This window comes from Flavobacterium ranwuense (assembly GCF_004349315.1).
Taxonomy (GTDB): domain Bacteria; phylum Bacteroidota; class Bacteroidia; order Flavobacteriales; family Flavobacteriaceae; genus Flavobacterium; species Flavobacterium ranwuense.
In genome coordinates this window covers 112,858-137,717 of the sequence record NZ_SMLH01000003.1, presented here as the reverse complement: position 1 = coordinate 137,717, position 24,860 = coordinate 112,858, and the positions used below count along the sequence as shown (strand labels likewise).

The following is a 24,860-nucleotide window of genomic DNA, read 5'->3' as shown; positions in this document are numbered from 1 at the left end:
TTTTTGTTTATTTATTTCTTTTTACCGTTTCCAGTGGTTTGAAGTCCCATATAATCTTGAACAGTTCTAAAACCTATATAACTTCTTGCAGAATCAGCATATTCATGATCACGAGTACTTACTTGAAGAAAATAAGCAACATCTTTCCATGAACCACCTCGAACTACTTTTCTTTGATTTTTATAATCCTGAACATTCGGATTCATAGAAGAAACATATTCGTAAGCATTTGGATCATAGGATGAATCCGTCCATTCAGAAACATTTCCTGCCATATTATAAAGATTATAACCATTAGGCTCATACGATTTTGCCTCTACAGTATACAAAGCTTCATCTGCCGCATAATCACCTCTATTAGGTTTAAAATTAGCTAAAAAACAACCTCTGTCATTTTTAGTATAAGGCCCACCCCAAGGATAAGTAGCTGATTCTAAACCGCCTCTTGCTGAATATTCCCATTCCGCTTCTGTTGGCAATCTGAAAGAGTTTATCAAATCACGACCTTTCTTTTTAGATTTTATGTAGGTGTTTTTATTTAAAGTTCTCCAAGCACAAAAAGCTTTTGCCTGAGTCCATTTTACACCTACAACTGGATAGTCTCCATACGCTTTATGCCAGAAATAATCATTATGCATAGGCTCATTATAAGAATAAGCATAATCCTTAATCCAAACCGTTGTATCAGGATATACCTTTACTTCTTCTGTTCTGATGAAATTTTTTCTATTTCCTACTTTAGCTTTTGCAGCAGCCTGAATATCCATCCAAGAGTAACGGAATTTTAATTTATCTACATCTATAGTTCGTAATCCATTGTATGAAGCCTCTATTGGCAAATACATAGAATCCATCACTTCAGTATAATCTGCATCCGGATACAACTTAGTATCTTTGATTAGCTTCACTTTTCTGTTCAATTTTCTTCCGGCATATTGATCGTCAGCCGTACCTATACTATAATAATTATCATACATGTATTTATCATAGGCGGTCATCTTTTCAGGATCAGAATCATTAAAAGCAAAATCACCAATACTTCCGGCATTTTTACCTTTAGCAGCTCCTGGATCAGCTGTTTGCCCGCTCATATCAGCCATAATTGCCAATCGAACTCTCATTGTAGAGTCTTTTACCCATTCTACAAATTGACGGTATTCACTATTGGTAATTTCAGTTTCATCCATGTAAAATGAACGAACAGTAACAGTTTTAGTAGGAGCATCTTCCACATTAGCTAAATCAGCGTCTGATTTACCCATAATAAAGGCACCACCAGGAATTAAAGCCATTCCAAAGGGCTTTTCAGGATGCCATTTACCTCCATTAATACCAACTAATTCTCCTTTATCGCTTGATTTACCACAGCCGATCAAAAGGGCTAAAATTGACGTATATGCAATGAACTTCTTCATATAAATTTGGTTATCTATTCATTATTTTTAAGTGTGTAAACCTATTTATTATTTATTAATAAAACAATATTTTTGTTATGAATTAATTTGAGTCCAAAAATAATGTTAAATAAAATACAAAAAAAATATTTTGTCGATAAAATGCCAAAATAATCGATAAAATACATAAAAATTGATTTTTTTATGTATTTTATAATGTTAAGCTTATAAATCATATTAATTTTTAAACAATTTTCAGGGCAAAAATTGTAAACATTAAATAATAATTATAAAATATTCTTACGTTGTGCTTTCCACCATCTTTCAGGCAATTCTTGGTTGCATGCCAATAAATATTCGTCATATGAACATGGTAATAACGTATTTCTTTTTAGTTTATTATTAACATTTGAAATAAAAGGAATTTCTATCCACCAGCGATCCGTTTTATCACTTTTATAAAAGACAAGTTCCTCTTCCTCCAATGGGACAATGTATTTCAAATAGTTTTCTTTACTTCCAAAAGGATACTCATTAGAACGATAATGAAACCCTTCTATGAAATACCAAATTATCTGCGCTATGATGACAGATTCTTGTGCCGAATTATTATGATTGAATATCCCAAAAGAAGATACTTTATCACTTATTCCTGCATACCGTGACAAAGAACAAATCTCTTTTCCATTAAAACCATTTGGTGCAAACGAAATAAAATTTCCTGAATCAGATGATTTAACCGAATTCAGATCAATACTTACCAAATCAGCATCTCTAAAAACAGGTTCCGAAATAGAGATATTATTAGAAACCTCTCCTAATCTATAGGCGTCGAAAAACAATTTCTCTATCAAATCTATTTCTTCCTGCGAATTAAAATACGTTTGATACCCAATATTACAATAGTTGAAAAGATTATTAGGTTCGTCTACAATTATTTTTGTCAAATAGGAAGAAGCCGAAACCTCCTCTTCATCCTTACCAAAATCAAATTTATTATCAATGGAAACCAAGTTGACCATTTGTTCCAAATCATCATAAGCTCTGTAAAGTGCATATGTTAAGTCTTGGGAACCTCCAATAACTATAGGAGTAATTTTTTTCTTGATTAGACTTGCAACAACTTTTTTTACTGCAAAATAAGTATCCTCAACAGAATTTCCTGCAAGAATATCACCTAAATCAGCAATAGAAGCGTCCCAGTTTCCCGGAAACAATCCATATAACTCTTTTCTCAGTGGCACTAAATCTACATCCGAAACAGCTTTTTTATTTCCTCGGTTTTCTAAAACGCCAATTACAGCAATTTTAATCTTATTTAAATCTGGGAACTGTTTTTCTGTATGCAATACAATTTTACTTCCTAATTGCTGAGAAGTCAATCCGTTTATATAGCTAAGGATTTCATCATCTACGGGTTTCAGAAAATCAAATTCCATTTTATTTCTTTTTTGCTACTGGTTTCTTTACTACGGCTTTCTTCGCTGGTGCTTTTTTAGCTGCTACTTTTTTAGCTGGCGTTTTCTTGGCAATCATTTCCTGAACTTCAGCCAATGTTAATTTTGTAGCATCAACATCTTTACTTAATTCAATTTTGATTTTTCCTTTGGTGATAACAGAACGTCCCCAACGGGCTTTTTCAACCAAAATTCCTTCGTCTTCCCAATTATGCAAAACTTTATCAATATTTTTTTGTAACTTATCTTCAATCAACGCTTCAATATCTGATTGAGACAAATTATCAAAATCGTATTTTTTACTTACATTTATAAACAAACCGTTCCATTTGATAAAAGGACCAAAACGACCCACACCTTTCTGAACGCCTTCCCCTTTGTAAACTGCAATCGGCGCATCGGCGGCGGCTTTTTCTTCGATTAATTCCTGGGCTCTTTCAAAATCTACATCTAGAGGATTTTCTCCTTTTGGTAAAGAGACAAAAGCTGCTCCGTGACGAATATAAGGACCATAACGACCATTACTTACTTCAACTTCTTCTCCTTTATATTCTCCAAGATTTTTTGGCAACAAAAACAAATTCAACGTTTCCTCTAAAGTGATGTTCCCAATATTTTGATCTGCCATTAAACTGGCAAATTTTTTCTCTTCATCATCAGCAGCTCCAATTTGAGCCATTGGTCCAAATTTCCCTAAACGCACCGAAACCGGTTTCCCTGTTTTTGGATCAGTTCCCAAAATTCTTTCACCGCTTTCTCTTTCTGCATTGGCTTCTACGTCTTTCACTGTTGGGTGAAATTTATCGTAGAATTCCTGCATCATTTTTGTCCAAACGATATTTCCTTCTGCAATTTCATCAAAATCCTGCTCCACTTTTGCAGTGAAATTATAATCTAAAATGTTTCCGAAATTCTTTACCAAGAAATCGGTAACAATCGTTCCAATATCTGTAGGGACTAATTTCCCTTTATCAGAACCTGTATTTTCTTTCAACAACTTCTCTCCTACTTTCCCGGATTCCAAAATCAGTTGCGTATAATTACGTTCCTGACCGTCAAGATTTCCTTTCTCTACATAATTTCTGTTGATAATCGTAGAAATCGTTGGCGCATAAGTAGAAGGACGACCAATACCCAATTCCTCTAATTTTTTTACCAAAGAAGCTTCGGTATATCTTGCAGCAGCTCGAGAATATCTTTCGGTCGCGGTGATGTAATTGTTTTGTAATTTTTCGTTGACTTTCATTGCAGGCAACATCCCTTCTTGCTCTTCTTCATCGTCATCATGGCCTTCAAGATACACTTTCAGGAAACCTTCAAAAAGCAAAACTTCTCCAGATGCTGTGAATATTTCACCGTGATTGTTCGCTTCAATTTTCACGTTAGTACGCTCCAATTGTGCGTCACTCATTTGCGAAGCCAACGTTCTTTTCCAAATCAAATCATACAAACGGGCTTGATCTCTGTCGATATTTACCGTGTGTTGTGACATATCTGTAGGACGAATTGCTTCGTGTGCTTCCTGCGCGCCTTTGCTTTTATTGACAAAAGTTCGAGGTTTTGAAAACTCTTTTCCGTACGATTTGATGATTTCAGCTTGAGCAGCTTCCATCGCATCCTTGGATAAGTTCACACTATCCGTTCTCATATAAGTAATGAGTCCAGCTTCGTACAAACGTTGTGCGAGTTGCATCGTAATTCCAACAGGCAAATACAATTTACGCGCAGCTTCTTGTTGTAAAGTCGAAGTCGTAAAAGGACCTGTAGGTGATTTTTTGGTAGGTTTCGTTTCTAAATCTGATACCTTATACGTTGAACCGATATTCTTGTTTAAAAAATCTTCGGCTTCTTTTTTAGTATTGAAATTCTTAGGCAGTTTGGCTTTGAATGATTTCCCTGATTCGTTAGTGAATTCTGCCACAACGGAATATGTTGCAATTGCATTAAAGTTTTGAATTTCTCTTTCACGCTCTACAATCAAACGAACAGAAACCGATTGTACACGACCCGCAGAAAGTCCACCTTTAATTTTTCTCCAAAGTACAGGCGACAATTCATAACCAACCAACCTGTCCAAAACACGACGTGCTTGTTGTGCGTTGACCAAATTATAATCGATTTCACGTGGATTATCAATTGCTTTTAGAATCGCAGTTTTGGTGATTTCGTGAAAAACAATACGCTTGGTTTTCTTCTTATCTAATTTTAATTCTTCGGCTAAATGCCAAGAAATAGCCTCACCCTCGCGATCCTCATCACTTGCTAACCAAACCATTTCGGCATTCTTGGCTAAAGTCTTTAATTTGCTTACCAACGCTTTTTTATCAGCAGAAACTTCGTATTTGGGTTTAAAACCATTTTCTACATCTACTCCAATTTCCTTAGAAGGCAAGTCGGCAATATGCCCATAACTCGATTCGACTTGAAAATCACTTCCTAGAAATTTCTCGATTGTTTTTGCCTTTGCAGGGGACTCAACTATAACTAAATTCTTTGCCATTGCTCTATTTTTCTGAGACAAAAGTATCTTTTTTTTTTAAATATTGCGCTTTTGTATTTCTAAAAGTAATTTTTATCGTTGAACAAAAGATTTAAACTGTTGTGAATTATAGCCGTTTTTACGAATTAACTCTACAAAAATTATTACGGTTTATGACAAGATGGATTATTAAGAAGTTGGGCAAATAAAATCTAAACAAGAAAAGAAACTTTCTTAGGAAATGATTTCAGCAATTACATGCAAAATTACATCCAAGTAGATGTATGGGTTCAAATATAATACTAAAGATGTGTTTTATGATTTTGAAATCAGTATGGAATTGAAGTTTAAGTTTAATATTTCCCAACTCCATGCTAACGGCAGAATTTCAACAGCGTGTCAAAAACCCATTCAAGAGTTTGGTCTCTTTGAATGGGTTTTAGAGAACTAAACCGATAATAATCGATTTTTTGTATGCCGAATCATTTATATAAAAAGGAATAAATGATTAGCTTTCACTTTTACCCCTTACAAGAGCTATTATTATTATAATAAAAACCGCTCCCCCTACTACCCAAACCCATGGTTGTGCAAACCAATCAGTTCCTTCCTCACCCACTGTCAAATTTACATCCACCTCTTCATTTTGCGCCCTCAAAAGACTATGAAAAAAGAAAAATGCACTAATTGCTAAACACTTTTTTGACATTACGCTGATGTTCTGTAATTGTTTCATGTTAAATCGTTTTTAAAATTAATGATAAATATTATTTTAGGAGTTTTAACCTACCAAAGGTAACGAAATTATCTTTATTAAATGTTTCATAATTAAACAAAAAGAATACATAATTCACATAATTTAACCTTAAAATAAGATAATATATTTTTATTTAAGCTCAATTGGCTGTGTTTTTAATAATTTTACGCATCCTTTATTTTTGAGGCTATATTTTAAAAACTTATAAATAATTTCTATACCAGCGCCGGCTGAAGTAAAAAAAACGGAACGAAAAAAGCAGAAATTTCCTGTTCTAAAAAAACGACCAATGGAAGCTCTGTTTAGAACTTTGGAAACTTTACTTTCTTTGCGAGTCCCGAAGGATGTGGATTGTAGCGGAAAAGCGGGATTGGCTGCTGATAAGCATTATTCTAAAACATTGTTAATTCTTCATCTGACATCTTGTCATATTTATTTGAATTGCGTTATCTTTGTGCTTTGAAAATACATGATGGAAAAGATTATTGAAGAAAGTAAGCAGGGAGAAAGTCTTGTTTTAGAAAATAAACCTGAGAATACAAAAAAACTATTTATAGAAAGTTACGGCTGTGCGATGAATTTTTCGGACAGTGAAATTGTAGCTTCCATATTGTCTGGAAACGGATACAATACAACGCAAGTTCTGGAGGAAGCCGATTTGGTTTTAGTCAATACCTGTTCTATTCGGGACAAGGCTGAGCAAACTATTCGAAAACGTTTGGAAAAATACAATGCTGTAAAACGCATTAATCCAAAAATGAAAGTAGGTGTTTTAGGCTGTATGGCCGAGCGTTTGAAAAGTCAGTTTTTGGAAGAAGAAAAAATCGTTGACCTTGTTGTCGGTCCTGATGCATATAAAGATTTACCGAACCTTTTACAAGAAGTGGAAGAAGGGCGCGATGCGATTAACGTGATTTTGTCAAAGGATGAAACCTATGGAGATATTTCTCCAGTTCGATTGATGAGCAACGGAATCACCGCTTTGGTTTCAATTACTCGTGGTTGTGATAATATGTGTACGTTTTGTGTGGTACCTTTTACCCGCGGACGCGAACGCAGCCGTGAACCTCAGAGTATCATGAAGGAAATTCAAGATTTGTGGGACAAAGGGTTTAAAGAGATTACGCTTTTGGGACAAAACGTGGATAGTTTCCTTTGGTACGGCGGCGGATTGAAAAAAGATTTTGAAAATGCTACCGAAATGCAAAAAGCAACAGCTGTTGATTTTGACCAATTACTGGAAATGGTGGCTGTTGGTTTTCCTAAAATGAGAATCCGATTTTCAACCTCTAATCCACAAGACATGCATGAAAGTGTTTTGCACGTTATTGCGAAACATCCTAATATTTGCAAACACATTCACTTGCCTGTCCAATCTGGAAGCAATAGAATACTAAAAGAAATGAACCGTTTGCACACGCGTGAAGAGTACATGACTTTGATTGATAAAATCAGAACTATTATTCCAAATGGTTCGATTTCGCAAGATATGATTACTGGTTTTCCAACAGAAACCGAAGAAGATCATCAAGATACCTTAAGTTTAATGGAATATGTAAAATATAATTTTGGTTATATGTATTCGTATTCCGAACGTCCGGGAACATTGGCAGGAAGAAAAATGGAGGATGACGTTACCGAAGAAACTAAAGCCAGAAGATTACAGGAAATTGTCGATTTACAACAAAAACACGCTTGGTTCCGCTCTGAGGAATTCATTGGACAAACCGTAGAAGTTTTGGTAGAGAAAGTTTCAAAAAAATCAACGGAAGAATTTTCTGGAAGAAATTCACAAAGTATTACGGTGGTTTTTCCAAAGGAAAATTACAAGATTGGGGATTTTGTAAATGTGAGAATTATTTCTTGTACCAGCGGAACTTTGAAGGGTGAAGCAGTTGGGTTGAGTGAGATGAATTAGAAAAATTAGCCACTAATTTTTAATTCATTAAAAATAAAAAGAGTTTTAAGTAATTATTAATGAGATTGCTTCGTGCCTCGCAATAACAATATGGAAACAGTTCAAGCTATAAAACAACGATTTGAGATTATCGGAAATGATCCGAAGCTTAATCGTGCGATAGAAAAAGCCATACAGGTAGCTCCTACTGATATTACCGTTTTAGTAGCGGGAGAAAGCGGTGTGGGAAAAGAGAATATTCCTAGAATTATTCATTCACTTTCGCACAGAAAACATGGGAAATACATTGCCGTAAACTGTGGAGCCATTCCAGAAGGAACGATTGACAGTGAACTTTTTGGGCATGAAAAAGGGGCATTTACTGGCGCAACCAATACACGTGAAGGCTATTTTGAAGTAGCTGACGGCGGAACAATTTTCTTGGATGAAGTAGGTGAATTACCACTTACCACTCAAGTGCGTTTGTTACGTGTTCTTGAAAATGGCGAGTTTATAAAAGTGGGATCTTCACAGGTACAGAAAACAGATGTGCGAATTGTTGCCGCTACGAATGTCAATTTATTTGACGCTATCGAAAAAGGAAAATTTCGTGAGGATTTGTATTATCGTTTGAGTACGGTGGATATTACTTTGCCGCCTTTGCGCGATCGAAAAGATGACATCCATTTGTTATTCAGAAAATTCGTTGCTGATTTTGCCCATAAATATAAAATGCCTCCTTTAAAACTGGACGAAAATGCTATCCAATTATTACAGAAATTTCGTTGGAGCGGTAATATCAGACAATTGCGAAATGTAGCGGAACAAATCTCCGTTTTGGAAACGAATCGCGATATATCCGCAGTGACTTTACAATCGTATTTGCCGGTTTTGGGGAACAATTTGCCATCTGTCATAAAGGATAAGAAAAGCGAAAGTGATTTTAGTACCGAAAGAGAAATTTTGTACAAAGTCCTTTTTGATATGAAAAGTGATTTGAATGATTTGAAAAAATTAACTTTGGAATTGATTCAAAATGGCGTGTCCAAAGTACAGGAAACCAATCAGAATTTGATAAAAAAAATATATGGTTCGAAAGAAAATGACAGTGAAATCGATTTTGAAGAAGAACCAAGATCAGCCTTAATCACTACCCAAAACAATCAAGAGTTGTATCAGGAAAATGATGATAATTATCTTTTTGCAGAAACAATCGAAGAAGAAGAAACATTGCGTTTAGAACAAAAAGAAATCGAAATGATTAAGAAATCATTAGAAAAAAACAAAGGAAAACGAAAAGCAGCAGCAGATGAGCTGGGCATTTCTGAAAGGACTTTATATAGAAAAATTAAGCAATTTGACTTGTAGTTTTTACCACAAAAACACTAAGACATAAATGATTTAATTCAAAATGAATATCTTTGACCCAGCCGTTAGCAAACTGACGAAGCAATTTTTAAAATAGAAAATGAAACATATAAAATTTATTCTTCTTTCAATAATTATAGTAAGCATCAACAGTTGCTCGGTTTATAACTTTACTGGAACTGGTAAAATTGATGCCGAAACATTTCAAGTTGGTTTTTTTCAGAATAATGCTGAATTGATTGAACCTGGTATTGACAGAACATTTACATTAGAACTTCAAGATTTAATCCAGAACCAAACCAATTTAAACTTGGTCAAAAATGGTGCTGATTTGACTTACGAAGGAGAAATTGTAGATTACAGAATAAGCCCAATGACGGCTACTGCAGATCAACAAGCATCTCAAAACCGTTTGACAATCAGGGTTAATGTTCGTTTTACCAATAAGAAAAAAGAAGCAGATGATTTTGAAAAACCATTTACTTTTTTCTATGACTATCCCGCTCAGCAACAATTGACAGGAGCAACTTTAAACAGCGCTTTAAAGGAAATTTTTGAAAGAATTACACAGGACATCTTTAATGAGTCACTCGCAAAATGGTAATAAAAAAATGTTCAGTTGGCAGTTTTTAGTATTCAGTTAGCTGCAATAAGCATACTAAACACTAAACACTGATTACTGAACACTGAACACTCAAAAAATGAACGTAACCGATTATACTTATTTGATTAATAAACCAGATGCTATTCATGAGAAGCAAACGGAAGCATTAGAAAAAGTGCTCTCCGAGTTTCCTTACTTCCAAAGTGCCAGAGCGATTCAATTAAAAGGTCTTTACAATCAAAACAGTTTTAAATACAATACTGCTTTAAAAATTACTGCAGCACATTCAACTGACCGATCTATTTTATTTGATTTCATTACATCAGATACGTTCACTTCGATTCAAAAAGGTCTTTACGATAAAAAAGCGTTAGAAATTCTTGATATAAAAGTAGTCGACAGTGAAATTATTGTTACTGAAGAAAAACCGGAATCCAAAATAAATTCTTTAGAAAGATCCATACTCACTTCAATAAAAGAAGCTTCAACAATCGATGTTGATGATGCTTCAAAAACTACCGAAGAGAAACTGGCAATTGGTAAGCCCTTAGATTTCTCTAAAAGCGAACAACATTCCTTCCAAGAATGGCTTCAACTTTCGCGCACTAAACCTATCGAAAGAGAAAAAGATAATCCTACTAATCCACCGCCTCCTATAATAGATGCTGATAAAAGAAAGAAATTAGAATTAATAGACAAATTTATCGAAGCGAGTCCTAAGATTTCTCCGGTCAAACACGGAGTTGCTTCAACCGTTACTTTTGACTTAAATGCAGCCGACAATTCCTTCTTGATGACGGAAACTTTGGCCAGAGTCTATTTGGAACAAAAGAAATATCAAAAAGCGATTCAAGCTTATGAAATATTAATTTTGAAATATCCAGAAAAAAGTAGTTTCTTTGCAGACCGCATATCGGATATTAAGATTTTACAACATAATAATAATTAAACAATGAGCACATTTTCAATTTTTTTAGTTTTAATAACTATAGTTTGTTTTCTATTAATCGTAGTTATAATGGTTCAAAACCCTAAAGGTGGTGGATTATCATCTACAATAGGTGGTTCTCAAATGCTAGGTGGAGTACAAAAAACAACTGATTTTTTAGACAAAAGCACTTGGACATTAGCAACTATACTAATTGCACTTATACTACTTTCAAGCTTAAGCTTTACAGGAACATTAAGTGATACTGATTCTAAAATCATTGAAAACACAGGAAGTGCAGCACCAGCTACAAACACGCCAGTTGCTCCTGCTCAAAACACACCTGCTGAACCAAATCCAGCAAAATAAATTATTACAACATATTCTAGATGCCAGCCTGTCAAAGCTGGCATTTTTTATAAGAAATTATGTCAGTTTCATTAGGATGGCACAATTTCTGAAATCTTTATAGACGTTAAAATAAATAATATAAAAATATAAAATCATGGCTTTAAACATTAAACCACTTTCAGACAGAGTTCTTATCGAACCCGTTGCAGCTGAAACAAAAACAGCTTCAGGGATTTTCATTCCAGATACAGCTAAAGAAAAACCACAAAAAGGAACTGTTGTTGCTGTTGGAAACGGAACAAAAGACCACACAATGACTGTAAAAATTGGCGATTCTGTTCTTTACGGAAAATACGCTGGAACTGAATTAAAACTAGAAGGTAAAGACTATTTGATCATGCGTGAAGACGATATTTTAGCAATAATATAATCGAATTAACAAATAAACGAATTAACAAATAAAATAAAAATGGCAAAAGATATAAAATTTGATATTGAAGCACGTGATGGATTAAAACGTGGCGTTGATGCATTAGCTAATGCAGTAAAAGTAACTCTTGGACCAAAAGGTCGTAATGTAATTATTGGAAAAGCTTTTGGTGGACCAACTGTTACTAAAGATGGTGTTACTGTTGCAAAAGAAATTGAATTAAAAGACCCATTGGAAAATATGGGTGCTCAGATGGTTAAAGAAGTTGCCTCTAAAACGAATGATTTAGCTGGAGACGGAACTACAACTGCAACTGTTTTGGCACAAGCAATTGTGAAAGAAGGATTGAAAAACGTTGCCGCAGGAGCAAATCCTATGGATTTGAAACGTGGTATTGACAAAGCGGTTGAAGCTATTGTAGCTGACTTAGCTAAACAAGCAAAAGTAGTAGGAAGTGATTCTGAAAAAATAAAACAAATTGCTTCAATTTCTGCTAACAATGACGAAGTAATTGGTGAGTTAATCGCTGCAGCTTTCGCAAAAGTTGGAAAAGAAGGGGTTATCACTGTTGAAGAAGCCAAAGGAACTGACACTTACGTAGATGTTGTGGAAGGTATGCAATTTGACAGAGGATATCTTTCTCCATATTTTGTTACTAATTCAGAGAAAATGGAAGTAGAATTGGAAAATCCTTACATCCTTTTATATGACAAAAAAGTTTCTTCATTAAAAGAATTATTACCAGTTTTGGAACCAGTTGCTCAATCTGGAAAACCATTATTAATTATTGCTGAAGATGTTGATGGTGAAGCATTATCTACATTGGTAGTAAATAAATTACGTGGAGCCTTAAAAATCGCAGCCGTAAAAGCACCTGGTTTTGGAGATAGAAGAAAAGCAATGTTGGAAGATATCGCAATCTTAACCGGAGGAACTGTAATCTCAGAAGAAAGAGGGTATACTTTAGAAAACACCACTATCGAAATGTTAGGAACTGCTAAAAAAGTGACTATCGATAAAGACAATACAACAATTGTAAGTGGCGCAGGTGAAGCTGATATGATCAAAAATCGTGTCAACCAAATTAAAGGTCAAATGGAAGCTACAACTTCTGATTATGACAAAGAAAAATTACAAGAACGTTTGGCTAAATTAGCTGGTGGAGTTGCTGTCCTTTATGTAGGTGCTGCTTCAGAAGTAGAAATGAAAGAGAAAAAAGACAGAGTTGATGATGCTCTTCACGCAACTCGTGCAGCTGTTGAAGAAGGAATTGTTGCTGGTGGTGGTGTTGCGCTTCTAAGAGCTAAAAACGCACTTAGCACTATTAAAGCTGATAATGCTGATGAAGCTACCGGAATTCAAATTGTATCTCGTGCAGTAGAGTCTCCATTGAGAACTATTGTTGAAAATGCAGGTCTTGAAGGTTCAGTTGTTGTTGCAAAAGTTGCCGAAGGTAAAGGTGATTTTGGATACAACGCAAAAACTGACGAATATGTTGACATGCTTAAAGCAGGTATTATTGATCCTAAAAAAGTAACGCGTGTAGCATTAGAAAACGCAGCTTCGGTTGCTGGAATGATATTGACTACTGAATGTGCTTTGATTGATATTAAAGAAGATAATGGTGGAGGAAACCCAATGGGTGGCGGTATGCCAGGAATGATGTAATAGCAATCCACTATAAACAAAAAACCGTCTCATTTACATGAGACGGTTTTTTTATGGATTATAAATTATTGATTTATTCTTTAACTTTAGATTTTCTGCTGAACTTATAAATTACCGGCAAAACAGTAATTCCAACTAAAGCGATAACAATTATTTCTATGTGCTCTTTCAAATCAATCTGATAATTTTCAAGTAGGAAACCATATAAATAATGTCCTGCGAAAATCAAGGTGAATGACCAAATGAAAGAACTTAGAATATTGTAAAACATAAACTTCTTTTTCTCCATAGAAACAATCCCAGCTACTATTGGTGCAAAAGTTCTAAATATTGGAAGGAATCGAGCAAAAATAATTGCTTTTCCTCCATATTTTTCAAAGAAATCTTTTGATTGAACTAAATACTTTTTCTTAAACCAAAAGCTATCTTCCTTGTTGTACAAATAGTATCCGCTTTTTGAACCAAACCAGTATCCTACAATATTCCCTAAAATTCCTGATAAAGCCACAAGTGTTGCTAAAAGAACAACATTTATAAAATCATTATCAATGAATAAAATATTCTCTATTAATTCCCGGCTGTAAATCCCTGCTAAAAACAATAAACTATCTCCCGGTAAAAAGAAACCTGCAAAAAGACCTGTTTCTGCAAAAACAATAAATAAAACTATATAAATACCCAATTTAATTCCATTAATATCAAAATGAATATAAAAAAGCGGGTCAATCAAATTCTTCCAATCAAAATCGTTCATTCTACGGTGTTTTATGCTAAAATTATTCGTGCGTGAAAGTACGGATAATATATCTTAACCACAATTTATGGTACTACTTTAAAGTTTTATTAACTATTTAAATTAACCAAATTAACTTTACATTACCAACAATCAAATGTTATTTTTAATAATCACAATTCTAGTTCCTTAAAAACATGATTTTTTATAGTTAACAGCCTCCATTTCACTCAAAAAATTTATTAAACTATGGCATTAAAAAAACCAAAGCTTTCACTTTGGTTTTTTTTAAAAATCATTTTCGTTCATATTGGCAACAAGTATGCAGACTGTCATAATCTTCCTTTAATGCCTTGACTTCACCTGTATCATGACCAACTTTTGCAATAGCTTTTTGAATTGTTGGGACATTCGTTTTCTGTTCGTTTACAATCAAATATAAAGTACCACAATCCATATGCCAATCGGCAGATTTCACACCCGAAACACTTAATGCCGTTTTTTCAATTCTCTTTTTACACATTTCACAATTCCCGCTCACATGAAATTCAACCTTAGCATTTTTATTTTTCGCCACTTGAGCCTGAACTGTAAATCCAGCAAATGTCAGCAATATTAGTACTATTATATTTTTCATTATTTATATTATTTAATTTTAAAACGCAAACCCGCATAATACATTTGTCCAAAAACCGGACCATAAACTATCGATGCATCAAAAGTAGGTCCAAATGGATTCTCATTACCCAAGATAACATTATCTTGCTTGTAATTCCCAATATTTTCACCGCCAATATATACTTCAAAAGTAGAAGAAAAAGTTCTGGTAACTTGTATATTCATCACAGAAAATGAAGGCGAAAATTCAGGCAGCCTGTCTTCTTCGGGATTTGTTGAAGTATTGGGCAATTGTTGTTTTCCAAGCCAGTTGAAAGTATAATCAAACTTCCATTGTTTTCCTTTATCTAAAATATGAGTTTCATATCCTAAATTCCCAAAGAAACGATGTTTTGCCTGCAATGGCCTTTGATATGTTCCTGATAAATAATCCGTTTTAATATCATAGTATTTGTAGGCTGTTCTCAAATTAAAATGTTTGGCTAATTCATAATTGAACTCTACTTGCAAACTATTCGCATACGATTTCCCTTTTAAGTTGTAAAACAATACCTGTTGCTGACTTTGCAATACATCAACAACTGCCTGATTTTGAAAATCGGTTCTGTATAAATCAAATCCAACATCAGCACTCTTGCCAAAAAGCAAAAAACCCTGCATAAAACTCAACCCATAATTCCATGCAATTTCAGGATTCAAACCGTATATTTTTCCATTGGTATCTAAAAATTCAAAGGTTCTTGAACTTGCCAGAAGCTGTTGGTTTTCAGCAAAAACATTAGCGCTTCGTTTCCCTCTTCCTGCTGAAAATCGCAAGACACCTTTTTCCCAAGGATTGTATCGCACGTGTAATCTTGGCGTAGCAAAAGTCCCCAAACGATTATGATTGTCAATCCTACCGCCAAGAACTACGCTAAAATTCTCTGTATTATCATAGGTATATTCGAAAAAAGCACCCACCGAATTATCAATTCGGCTGTAATCATTCACATTGACAAACTCTCCGTATTTATCATACGTGAAATTCAAACCCGTTGAAAATTTATGTTTCGTATTATTGATAATCGAATTGAAAATTAAGTTCGAATAATAACTTTTTTGTTTAATATTATATTGATTTAAGCCAAAATAAGAGTTTTGATCATGACTGTTAAAAGCATTCTGAAAACCAATACTCTGATACGGCATATCTGGAAAAACATAGCCTAATTTAGTGGAAACATCAAAACGTTCCGTATTGATTTCGGAACCCCAATAATTAGTCGTCCCCTTATCTCTATCTGGGTCAAAATTTAATTCTCCTGTTTGTTTTTGATCATTCATATACCGGAAGTTAATGAAACTCACCCAACCTTTTTCGGCATTGGTATATTGCCAACGATTTAAAACATTGATTTGTTTTGCCAATGGATTGTCCAGAAAACCATCGTCATTCATATCGTTTTTTGAAACTCTTGTGTTTCCGTGAACAAACAAACTACTACTCCATTTATCAGAAATTTTGGTATTGAAATGCGTATTTAATTCAAACCGAGAATCTGTTGAACCATAGGCATTCAGAAAAAACGGAATATCGCTGATTGGCTTTATTAATTCGGTATTGATTTGTCCCGAAATACTTTCGAAGCCATTGACTACACTTCCTGCACCTTTTGTAATTTGGATGCTTTCTACCCAAGTTCCCGGCGTGAAAGACAATCCGTAGGCTTGAGAAGCACCACGAACCGAAGGAATGTTTTCCTCCGTAATCATCAAATAAGGACTCGTCAATCCCAGCATTTTTATTTGTTTCGTTCCTGTCAAAGCGTCCGAAAAATTGACATCAATTGAAGGATTTGTTTCGAAACTTTCTGCCAGATTACAACAGGCGGCTTTAAGTAATTCTTTGCTTGTCAACGTTGTAGTATTAGCCGTTAGGCTATATGATTTTTTTAAACTTTTACTGTTGCCTTTTACTTTTATCTCCTGCAAAGTATCTTGCGAATAAGAATTAAAAGCACAAAAGAAGAGTAATAAAAGTATTGAAATTTGTTTTTGCATGATTGTTTTTTAATGTTTAAAAAATGTAAAATCACAAAGGTGTGATTCAAGTTTTTATTAAAACATTAAAACTACGCGTAGAAAATATATTGGTGGTATAATTTAAAAAAAGGAGGCGCATTTGCATCGTAGTAATACGAAATAAATGGGCTGCTTTTAAAATTTGAAACAAATGATAACACAGAAGGATTCCATTCCTCTATTGAAAATGTAAAATCCGTATGGAGAGAAACTATTTTTTGAATTAAATTATCTGTTTTCTTTTGAAAATTAACCTCTTTGTCTTTGCAACAATGTGATTTTTTTTCAACAACCCCACAACAATCTTTTTCTAAATTTTGATCCTGAGCAGGAGTTTTAAGAGTAACCGAAGCAATCTCGTTCCCGCAATAACGAACATTAAATGCTAATCCCATATTGGAAACCAATATAAAAATAGCCAGAAGTATACTTATATGTTTATTAAATTTCACATTGCAAAATTAGTGATTTTATCAAATCAAAAAATCAAATTCCTGAAAAATTTACAACTCAAATTCTTGTCCCATTAAAGGAATTCTACAATCAAAACCATATTTTTCATGAATTTTTATCCGAAGTTCATCCATCGGCTGATTCTCTCCATGCACGAGAAAAACTCTTGTCGGTTTATTTTCCAGCGCTGACAGCCAGTTAAGCAAATCCTTTTGATCTCCATGCGCTGACAAACCTTGTATTTCCAAAATATTTGCTTTTACGGGATAATACCGACCATGAATTTTAATTTCTTCTGCTCCTTCTAATAATTTTCTTCCACGTGTTCCTTCGGCCTGATATCCTACAATGATTACAGTAGTTTCCGGAAGGCCAATATAATGTTCGAGATAACTCAACACTCTTCCGCCTGTAACCATTCCGCTAGCCGCAATCACCACTTTAGGCTTTTGATCAAAAATCACTTCAATTGTTTCCTGATAATCAGAAACCAATGAAAACATTTTACTCATTTCGGCACATTCTTCCAGCGATAACTTGTGCCATTTTTTATTATTCGAAAAAATATTCAGTGCATTAATTCCCATTGGGGTATCAATAATATAAGGAATATTGGGAATCCTGTCTTCTTCTCTAAGTTGCCATATCAGATACATGATTGTCTGGGCACGCTCTACTGCAAAACTTGGAATAATAATCGTTCCGCCTTTCTCAACTGTATTGTTGATGTAAGTTTCCAGTTCTAATTTGGTATCAGTTTGAGGATGTAATCGATCACCATAGGTGCTTTCTAGAAAAACATAATCAGCTTTTTTGGGTTTAGTTGGCGGATACATCAACACATCATTATCACGGCCAATGTCTCCGGAAAAAACTAAGGTTTTATTTTCAAGTGTCAATGCAATACTGCACGCGCCTAAAATATGACCTGCATTGGTATAAATAGCTTCAATTTGAGCATCCAAAGGAACAGGCTCATTGGTTTTAATTACTCTAAAAAACGGAAAAACTTTTTCAGCCTGTTCTACCGTATAAAGTGGTTCGGCAATTTCATGTTTGGAATATTTTCCTTCATTTGCTTTTTTAGCTTCTTCCTCCTGAATTTTAGCACTATCCAGAAGGATGAGTTTAGTAATATCTTTTGTGGGACTCGTGCAATAAATTTTACCGTCAAAGCCCTGATTCACCAGTCTTGGCAACCAACCACAATGATCTAAATGACCATGAGTGAGTAAAACAAAGTCTATCGTGGAGGGCAAAATAGGCAAAGGTTCCCAATTGAGTTCCCGCAAAGGTTTAATGCCTTGGAACAACCCGCAATCTATCAAAATCCGAATCCCATTACTTTCAATTAATGTTTTAGAACCGGTCACTGTACCTGCTCCACCAATAAATTTAACTTTCATTTGATTTGAATTTAAAATTAAACAATCCAAAACCTATCATTTTAAGTATAACTACATAATTCTGATGCTTCTTTTAATACGTGTTTTATCCGGTTTGGGCTTAATCCAATTTTCTCCAAGCAATCGGAATGGTTTATTATTTCTTTTACCAAAATCACATCCAATATCAATAACTTATCTTTTTCAGCTATTGATAACGTGGTTAAGCAAGTTACCGGATAAAGATAACTCGTGTCGTTTTTCGTTTTTAGATTATTGTCTTCCGGATAATTCCAACTTAATAAATTCAATCCAGAACATTTTGCAAAATCGACCGCATCTGTTGTAAACCTGTTATTTGTGACGATCCAACAATTTGAAATACTATCTTTTTTTTCGAAAATAGCATGCTGTCTTTCCTTCAAATCATTAAAACGCGACAAAATATACATGGGAACTTTCACATCCGAAGCGGCGTCTCTACCCACATGATATTTGCATTCAACCATGGAAATATCCTCATTCTTCTTTACTAAAACATCAATTTCATGCAAGACACATTTGCCCTGCAAGGTTATATTTGTTACCGTTTGATACTGTTCCGAAGCAAAAAGACGGGCAATGTATTTTTCGAAAAAGAAACCTGCAGGACCTAACAATCGTATTGCTTCTCTTAAATTATAACGTGCTGCATGGGAATTAGCTGTTTTTTTCAATAATGAAAAAGCCATTTTATAGATTTGCTTCGTAGAAATACCTTCATACATTTGTTTTTTTATCGTATAAAGTATGTTGTCGACCGCAATAGCACTTGCTCCGGATTTTAAAAGTGATTTTTTGAGTTTATCAGAATTAAATTCGACAATATCTCCAGAATGTTTTATTATTTTCATATCCTTATTTATTTGATAAACAGGAACTTAAATCAACATTAAAGATAAAGAAAAAAGACTATTTATTTTGTTTTTGATAATAAAATCCCGGAACAAATAATAAGACAAAAATAGGTTGAATCAAAAACCTGCGAACGTAAAATAAAACCCAATTACTATGCTCATTCGCGAAGTAGACAATGTAGAAAAAAGCAACAATTAAAATTATGAAGAAAAAATAATAGAGTACGAAAGCAAATTTAACCATTGCCACGTCTTTGAAAAGAACATAAATAATACCCAATGAAATAGTAGTATTCACTGTATAACGGAACAATAACCCTAAAAACAATTGGGTTGAATTGAAACTTGGCAACCTTAACTTAGTAAAATCTTTTTTGAAAAAATCCAGAAAAGGGTCATAAAACAACTGATTTTCAAAAGCGCGAACAAGCACTAATAATACAACTAAAAAAAGGAATTGTATGAATCTTAGCTTGTTATTTAATATCTTTTGAAGCATATCTTGAAAATTTACGAACCCAAATTAACCACAAAATAAAAACGACTCCATAAATATACAAAGGAAAAAGGACTCCGTGTAAAAATGGTTCTTGTTTTGGAAAATAAAAAATAAGCGCACTTAAAGCTGCTATTCTCAAAATATTCAACACATAAATCAGTAAACTTCCTCCAAAGATAAAAAGTAGCGTCGTCTTTAGTTTTCCTGAAAAAGCTACCACAAATGAAATAAACAAAATAATTACACTGATTGCATTACAACCTTCTACAATTCGGGCTACATATTTTTGACTATAAAACAACTTCATATAAGGATGCGCAACACTTTCTTCAATCGAAGACCCATCATTAAATAGTTGCAACACTTGCGCCGTATTTTTTCCCACCATTCTTGTAATTAAATCTATTTCATTTTCTTCAAAACTCATAAGATAGCGTTGATACAAAAAAGTCAGCACGATATAAGCCAGAAAAAAAGTTGCCAGAAAAAGCAAAAAAGGTTTATACAGAATAAAATATTTTTTCAAGATCTATTTTTTAACAAATTTATGTAATTTTTGAAACCTGCTTTAAATACTTTTGCATAAATAAAATTAAAAACATGACATTTCAAGAATTACAACCAAAAATTACCGAAATCACATTAAACAAAACGCTGTCAAGAGACGAAAAACTCTTGTCTATTTGTCAATTACTTAGCGACTCTATTGCATATTACAATTGGGTTGGATTTTATTTTGCAAATCAAGAAACTAAAACACTACACTTAGGTCCTTACGTAGGTGCAGAAACAGATCATACTGTAATCCCTTTCGGAAAAGGAATTTGCGGGCAAGTAGCAGTTTCTAATGAAAACTTTGTCGTTCCTGACGTTGCAGCGCAAGACAATTATATTGCTTGTAGTTTTACCGTAAAATCAGAAATCGTAGTGCCACTTTTTGTAAACGGAGAAAACATAGGACAAATTGATATTGACAGCCATGTGTTGGATCCATTTTCTGAAGCTGACGAGCAATTTTTGGAGTTTGTAAATCGCGAAATTGCAAATTTGTATTAGAATTAATACATTTAATTTTCAATCTAAATTATTTATGAAATCAAACTTACATTTTATACTGTTTTTTCTAATTCCAATTTTATCATTCTCTCAAACCCCTATTAGCAAAAAAGTTTATTTGGATTCCCTCTGGAATGAAACTGATGAAATCAATCATAAATACTATCGTATCGTAAAAGATTATTCTTTAGAACAAGACCAATATATTTTTCAAGATTATTATAAATCCGGAAAAATACAAATGAAAGGAGCCTCAAAAGCCAAAGATTATTTATCGAAAGAAGGACAATTTATATATTATTATGAAAATGGAAATAAAAGATCTATTGCGAATTATGTAAATTCCAGACCAAGTGGCAAACAGTATGACTGGCATGAAAATGGACAAATCAAATCAGAAATTGAATATCTAGAAAGTCAAAACGGACCTATTTCTGAAATCAGCGTTAATCAATTTTGGAATACCGAAAATGTCCAAAAAGTTATTGACGGCAACGGGGATTATGAATACTCCGATGACAAACAGCACGAAAGCGGAAAAATAAAAAACGGATTTCATGATGGTATCTGGAAAGGACAAAGTAAAAACCTTAATTGTAGCTACACGGAAATTTATGAAAACGGCAAATTCATTTCAGGAATAAGCATTGACTCCAGGAATGTAGAGCATCCCTATAAAATTATATTATCAAAGGCCGAACCCAAAAAAGGAATCGACCATTTTTACAGCTACATCGCAAATAATATTAGGAAAACAAAAGAAGCGCAAATAAACAACATTTCAGGTAAAATATATTTAACATTTATAGTTAAAGGCGACGGAAACATAGACGACATTAAAATAATAAAGGGATTGGGTTACGGGCTCGATGATGAGGCCATCATGGTATTAAAGAGTTATAGAGGTTGGACTCCTGGCAAAATGAAAGGTATTCCCGTGAGATTTTTGTATTCCCTGCCCATCACAATTAGATAAATAGACCGTAAAAACTAGTTTTGATTTTTTAGGGTTTCCCCAAAAGCTCAATAATATTCATAAAAACTTGTTCTTCCAAAAAATAAATACTACTTTTGCACGGTCTTACAATAGCTGTATGACATACATAAAAATCATTAAACAAATATTGGAATGTATTTAACTAAAGAGATTAAAGAAGAAATCTTCGCTAAACACGGAGAAAAAACAAACACTGGAAAATCAGAAGCTCAAATTGCTTTGTTCACTTTCAGAATTAGCCACTTAACGGAGCACTTGAAAAAAAATCGTCACGATTATAACACAGAGCGTTCATTAGTATTGCTTGTAGGTAAAAGAAGATCTTTGTTGGATTACTTGAAGAAAACAGAAATCAACAGATACCGTGAAATTATCAAAGTATTGAATATCAGAAAATAATCAATAGTAAAGAGGTGCGAAAGTGCCTCTTTTTGTTTTTATATACAATAATAAAAAAGTTTGGTTTTTCATTGGGTTTTAGGCATTAACTACGCACAACAACAACTACAACACAACTAGAACCCATTGTTTAATCTAAAGAGAATTCAAATTATGATTCCAAAAGTTTCAAAAGAAATTATCGATTTAGGAGATGGCAGAAGCATCTCAATCGAGACCGGAAAACTAGCCAAACAAGCTGACGGTTCAGTAGTAGTACAAATGGGAAATGCGATGTTGCTTGCAACAGTTGTATCTGCCAGAAAAGCAAGCCCAGTAGATTTTTTGCCTTTAACGGTAGATTATCGTGAAAAATTTGCAGCAGCAGGTCGTTTTCCTGGTGGATTTTTCAAAAGAGAAGCAAGACCAAGCGATAGCGAAGTTTTGACAATGAGATTAGTTGACCGTGTATTACGTCCACTTTTTCCAAGTGATTACCACGCAGAAACGCAAGTGATGATTCAGTTGATGTCTCATGACGAAAACGTAATGCCAGATGCATTAGCAGGTTTAGCAGCTTCGGCAGCACTTGCTTTATCTGATATTCCTTTTTCAACTTTGATTTCGGAAGCTCGTGTAGCTCGTGTTGACGGAAAATTCGTTATTAATCCAAGTCGCGCGCAATTAGAATTATCTGATATTGACATGATGATTGGTGCTTCTAAAGATTCTATCGCAATGGTAGAAGGTGAGATGAAAGAAATTTCAGAACACGAAATGGTGGAAGCTATTAAATTTGCTCACGAAGCCATCAAAATTCAAATCGAAGCGCAAGAGAGATTAGTTGCTGCTTTTGGTAAAAAAGAAGTAAGAACATACGAGCAAGAAAAAGAAGACTGCGCCATTTATGACAAAGTAAAGGCGGCATCTTACGATTTGTGTTACGCTATTGCAAAAGAAGGAACAGCAAAGCACGAAAGAACAGCCCAATTTGCTGAAGTAAAAGAACTCGTAAAATCTTTATTTACAGAAGAAGAATTAGCTGAAAACGGGGATTTAGTTTCTAAATATTTCTACAAAGCCAATAAAGAAGCCGTTCGTAACGTAACCCTAGATTTAGGGACACGTTTAGACGGTAGAAAAACTACAGAAATCAGACCTATCTGGGCTGAAGTAGATTATTTACCATCTGTTCACGGATCGGCATTGTTTACAAGAGGAGAGACTCAAGCATTAGCAACAGCGACTTTAGGAACTTCTAGAGAAGCAAACCAAATTGATTCTCCATCTCAACAAGGTGAAGAGAAATTCTACTTACATTACAACTTCCCTCCTTTCTCTACAGGTGAAGCAAAACCATTAAGAGGAACTTCAAGAAGAGAAGTAGGTCACGGAAACTTAGCTCAAAGAGCTTTGAAAAACATGATTCCTGCTGATTGTCCTTATACTATTCGTATTGTATCAGAAGTATTAGAATCTAACGGTTCATCTTCTATGGCTACCGTTTGTGCTGGTACATTAGCGCTTATGGATGCAGGTATCCAAATGATCAAACCAGTTTCTGGTATTGCTATGGGATTAATTACTGACGGAGATCGTTTTGCAGTATTGTCTGATATTCTTGGTGATGAGGATCACTTAGGAGACATGGACTTTAAAGTAACCGGAACTGCTGATGGAATCACTGCTTGTCAAATGGACATCAAAATCGAAGGATTGGCATACAACATCATGGAATCAGCATTAGCTCAAGCTCGTGATGGTCGTTTGCACATTCTTGGAAAAATAACTGAAGTTTTAGCAACGCCTAAAGCAGATGTTAAAGCATATGCTCCAAAAATTATTACAAGAACTATTCCTGGTAATTTCATTGGTGCTTTGATCGGACCTGGTGGAAAAGTAATTCAAGAATTACAAAAAGCTACCGGAACTACAATCGTTATCAACGAAGTAGACGAACAAGGAGTCATCGAGATTCTTGGTACAGATCCTGCTGGAATTGAAGCGGTACTGGCTAAAATTCAGTCCATTACTTTCAAACCACAGATGGGAGAAGCTTATGATGTGAAAGTAATCAAAATGCTTGATTTTGGAGCTGTAGTAGAATACCTTGCAGCACCCGGAAATGAAGTATTACTTCACGTATCTGAGTTAGCTTGGGAACGTACTGAGAACGTTTCTGATGTTGTTAATATGGGCGATACTTTTCAAGTGAAATACTTAGGTATGGATCCAAAAACAAGAAAAGAAAAAGTGTCAAGAAAAGCACTTATGCCAAGACCTCCACGTGAGGAAAGAAAAGAGTAATCAGATCTTAGTTTACTAAAGGTTTATTTATAGAAAATCCCGTTTCATTTATTTGAAACGGGATTTTTGTTTTAAATTAAATTATTTTAGAAACTATTGTAACTTTTTTGAGACTCTATACGTATAACCATTTGTACACTTAAA

The 24,860-nt window shown here is 34.2% G+C and carries 25 protein-coding genes; 13 read left to right on the top strand and 12 right to left on the bottom strand.

Annotated features, from left to right (window positions below):
• Positions 1–11 precede the first annotated feature (11 nt).
• The 3 genes from porK to topA all read right to left on the bottom strand — a co-directional run bounded on the left by porK (position 12) and on the right by topA (position 5,351).
• Positions 12–1,415, bottom strand: a complete 1,404-nt coding sequence (gene porK / locus E0I61_RS07200) for a T9SS ring complex lipoprotein PorK/GldK (protein ID WP_131991974.1) — start codon at positions 1,413–1,415, stop codon at positions 12–14.
• Between the two features lie 266 nt (positions 1,416–1,681).
• On the bottom strand, positions 1,682–2,833 hold the full coding sequence (locus E0I61_RS07195; RefSeq protein ID WP_132070373.1) for a formimidoylglutamase: 1,152 nt from the start codon (positions 2,831–2,833) through the stop codon (positions 1,682–1,684).
• 1 nt (position 2,834) lies between these two features.
• Entirely contained in the window at positions 2,835–5,351 is a 2,517-nt protein-coding gene (gene topA / locus E0I61_RS07190; RefSeq protein ID WP_132070371.1) for a type I DNA topoisomerase, read from the bottom strand.
• A 259-nt stretch (positions 5,352–5,610) separates the two neighbouring features.
• On the opposite strand from topA, the gene E0I61_RS16270 reads away from it, so the two are divergent.
• A complete protein-coding gene (locus E0I61_RS16270; RefSeq protein WP_165930191.1) occupies positions 5,611–5,781 on the top strand; it encodes a hypothetical protein in 171 nt (56 codons plus the stop codon).
• Positions 5,782–5,838: 57 nt separating this feature from the next.
• Here E0I61_RS16270 and E0I61_RS07185 read toward each other — a convergent pair whose 3' ends face one another.
• Positions 5,839–6,066, bottom strand: coding sequence for a hypothetical protein (locus tag E0I61_RS07185; RefSeq protein ID WP_131991965.1), 228 nt, complete (start codon positions 6,064–6,066; stop codon positions 5,839–5,841).
• A gap of 310 nt (positions 6,067–6,376) precedes the next feature.
• Here E0I61_RS07185 and E0I61_RS16265 point away from each other — a divergent pair, with 310 nt between their 5' ends.
• The 8 genes from E0I61_RS16265 to groL all read left to right on the top strand — a co-directional run bounded on the left by E0I61_RS16265 (position 6,377) and on the right by groL (position 13,333).
• Positions 6,377–6,550 carry a hypothetical protein gene (locus E0I61_RS16265; RefSeq protein ID WP_165930190.1) on the top strand — a complete coding sequence of 58 codons (174 nt, stop codon included), beginning with the start codon at positions 6,377–6,379 and terminating at the stop codon, positions 6,548–6,550.
• A gap of 9 nt (positions 6,551–6,559) precedes the next feature.
• Positions 6,560–8,005, top strand: a complete 1,446-nt coding sequence (gene miaB, locus E0I61_RS07180) for a tRNA (N6-isopentenyl adenosine(37)-C2)-methylthiotransferase MiaB (RefSeq protein WP_132070604.1) — start codon at positions 6,560–6,562, stop codon at positions 8,003–8,005.
• Between the two features lie 90 nt (positions 8,006–8,095).
• Entirely contained in the window at positions 8,096–9,352 is a 1,257-nt protein-coding gene (locus E0I61_RS07175) for a sigma-54 interaction domain-containing protein (RefSeq protein ID WP_132070369.1), read from the top strand.
• A 100-nt stretch (positions 9,353–9,452) separates the two neighbouring features.
• Positions 9,453–9,956: an LptE family protein gene (locus E0I61_RS07170; protein WP_131991959.1), complete on the top strand. Its 504-nt coding sequence runs from the start codon at positions 9,453–9,455 to the stop codon at positions 9,954–9,956.
• A gap of 97 nt (positions 9,957–10,053) precedes the next feature.
• Positions 10,054–10,905, top strand: a complete 852-nt coding sequence (locus E0I61_RS07165) for a tetratricopeptide repeat protein (protein ID WP_132070367.1) — start codon at positions 10,054–10,056, stop codon at positions 10,903–10,905.
• Positions 10,906–10,908: 3 nt separating this feature from the next.
• Positions 10,909–11,253: a preprotein translocase subunit SecG gene (gene secG, locus E0I61_RS07160; RefSeq protein WP_131991953.1), complete on the top strand. Its 345-nt coding sequence runs from the start codon at positions 10,909–10,911 to the stop codon at positions 11,251–11,253.
• A gap of 136 nt (positions 11,254–11,389) precedes the next feature.
• On the top strand, positions 11,390–11,665 hold the full coding sequence (locus tag E0I61_RS07155) for a co-chaperone GroES (protein WP_035670228.1): 276 nt from the start codon (positions 11,390–11,392) through the stop codon (positions 11,663–11,665).
• Between the two features lie 39 nt (positions 11,666–11,704).
• Positions 11,705–13,333, top strand: a complete 1,629-nt coding sequence (gene groL / locus E0I61_RS07150) for a chaperonin GroEL (protein ID WP_131991950.1) — start codon at positions 11,705–11,707, stop codon at positions 13,331–13,333.
• Between the two features lie 73 nt (positions 13,334–13,406).
• Here groL and E0I61_RS07145 read toward each other — a convergent pair whose 3' ends face one another.
• The 8 genes from E0I61_RS07145 to xrtF all read right to left on the bottom strand — a co-directional run bounded on the left by E0I61_RS07145 (position 13,407) and on the right by xrtF (position 20,504).
• Entirely contained in the window at positions 13,407–14,087 is a 681-nt protein-coding gene (locus E0I61_RS07145) for a DedA family protein (protein ID WP_131991947.1), read from the bottom strand.
• A 274-nt stretch (positions 14,088–14,361) separates the two neighbouring features.
• Positions 14,362–14,703, bottom strand: a complete 342-nt coding sequence (locus tag E0I61_RS07140; RefSeq protein WP_132070365.1) for a heavy-metal-associated domain-containing protein — start codon at positions 14,701–14,703, stop codon at positions 14,362–14,364.
• An 8-nt stretch (positions 14,704–14,711) separates the two neighbouring features.
• On the bottom strand, positions 14,712–16,724 hold the full coding sequence (locus E0I61_RS07135) for a TonB-dependent receptor plug domain-containing protein (RefSeq protein ID WP_131991941.1): 2,013 nt from the start codon (positions 16,722–16,724) through the stop codon (positions 14,712–14,714).
• A gap of 71 nt (positions 16,725–16,795) precedes the next feature.
• The gene (locus E0I61_RS07130) at positions 16,796–17,140 is read right to left on the bottom strand and encodes an HYC_CC_PP family protein (protein ID WP_131992564.1); all 345 of its coding nucleotides are present in this window, start codon (positions 17,138–17,140) and stop codon (positions 16,796–16,798) included.
• A gap of 108 nt (positions 17,141–17,248) precedes the next feature.
• Complete coding sequence (locus E0I61_RS07125) at positions 17,249–18,604, bottom strand: MBL fold metallo-hydrolase RNA specificity domain-containing protein (RefSeq protein WP_132070363.1); 1,356 nt, start codon at positions 18,602–18,604, stop codon at positions 17,249–17,251.
• 41 nt (positions 18,605–18,645) lie between these two features.
• The gene (locus E0I61_RS07120) at positions 18,646–19,476 is read right to left on the bottom strand and encodes an ATP cone domain-containing protein (RefSeq protein WP_132070361.1); all 831 of its coding nucleotides are present in this window, start codon (positions 19,474–19,476) and stop codon (positions 18,646–18,648) included.
• Positions 19,477–19,534: 58 nt separating this feature from the next.
• Entirely contained in the window at positions 19,535–19,978 is a 444-nt protein-coding gene (locus E0I61_RS07115) for an exosortase F system-associated membrane protein (RefSeq protein WP_132070359.1), read from the bottom strand.
• Positions 19,956–20,504 carry an exosortase family protein XrtF gene (gene xrtF / locus E0I61_RS07110; protein ID WP_132070357.1) on the bottom strand — a complete coding sequence of 183 codons (549 nt, stop codon included), beginning with the start codon at positions 20,502–20,504 and terminating at the stop codon, positions 19,956–19,958. Before xrtF ends, E0I61_RS07115 begins: the two co-directional genes overlap by 23 nt.
• A 74-nt stretch (positions 20,505–20,578) precedes the next feature.
• On the opposite strand from xrtF, the gene E0I61_RS07105 reads away from it, so the two are divergent.
• The 4 genes from E0I61_RS07105 (at position 20,579) to E0I61_RS07090 (ending at position 24,716) form a co-directional block, all read left to right on the top strand.
• On the top strand, positions 20,579–21,034 hold the full coding sequence (locus E0I61_RS07105) for a GAF domain-containing protein (protein WP_132070355.1): 456 nt from the start codon (positions 20,579–20,581) through the stop codon (positions 21,032–21,034).
• Between the two features lie 34 nt (positions 21,035–21,068).
• Complete coding sequence (locus E0I61_RS07100; protein ID WP_132070353.1) at positions 21,069–22,010, top strand: energy transducer TonB; 942 nt, start codon at positions 21,069–21,071, stop codon at positions 22,008–22,010.
• A 153-nt stretch (positions 22,011–22,163) separates the two neighbouring features.
• Complete coding sequence (gene rpsO, locus E0I61_RS07095) at positions 22,164–22,430, top strand: 30S ribosomal protein S15 (RefSeq protein ID WP_066079886.1); 267 nt, start codon at positions 22,164–22,166, stop codon at positions 22,428–22,430.
• Between the two features lie 153 nt (positions 22,431–22,583).
• Positions 22,584–24,716, top strand: a complete 2,133-nt coding sequence (locus E0I61_RS07090; RefSeq protein WP_131991920.1) for a polyribonucleotide nucleotidyltransferase — start codon at positions 22,584–22,586, stop codon at positions 24,714–24,716.
• Positions 24,717–24,860: the final 144 nt, after the last annotated feature.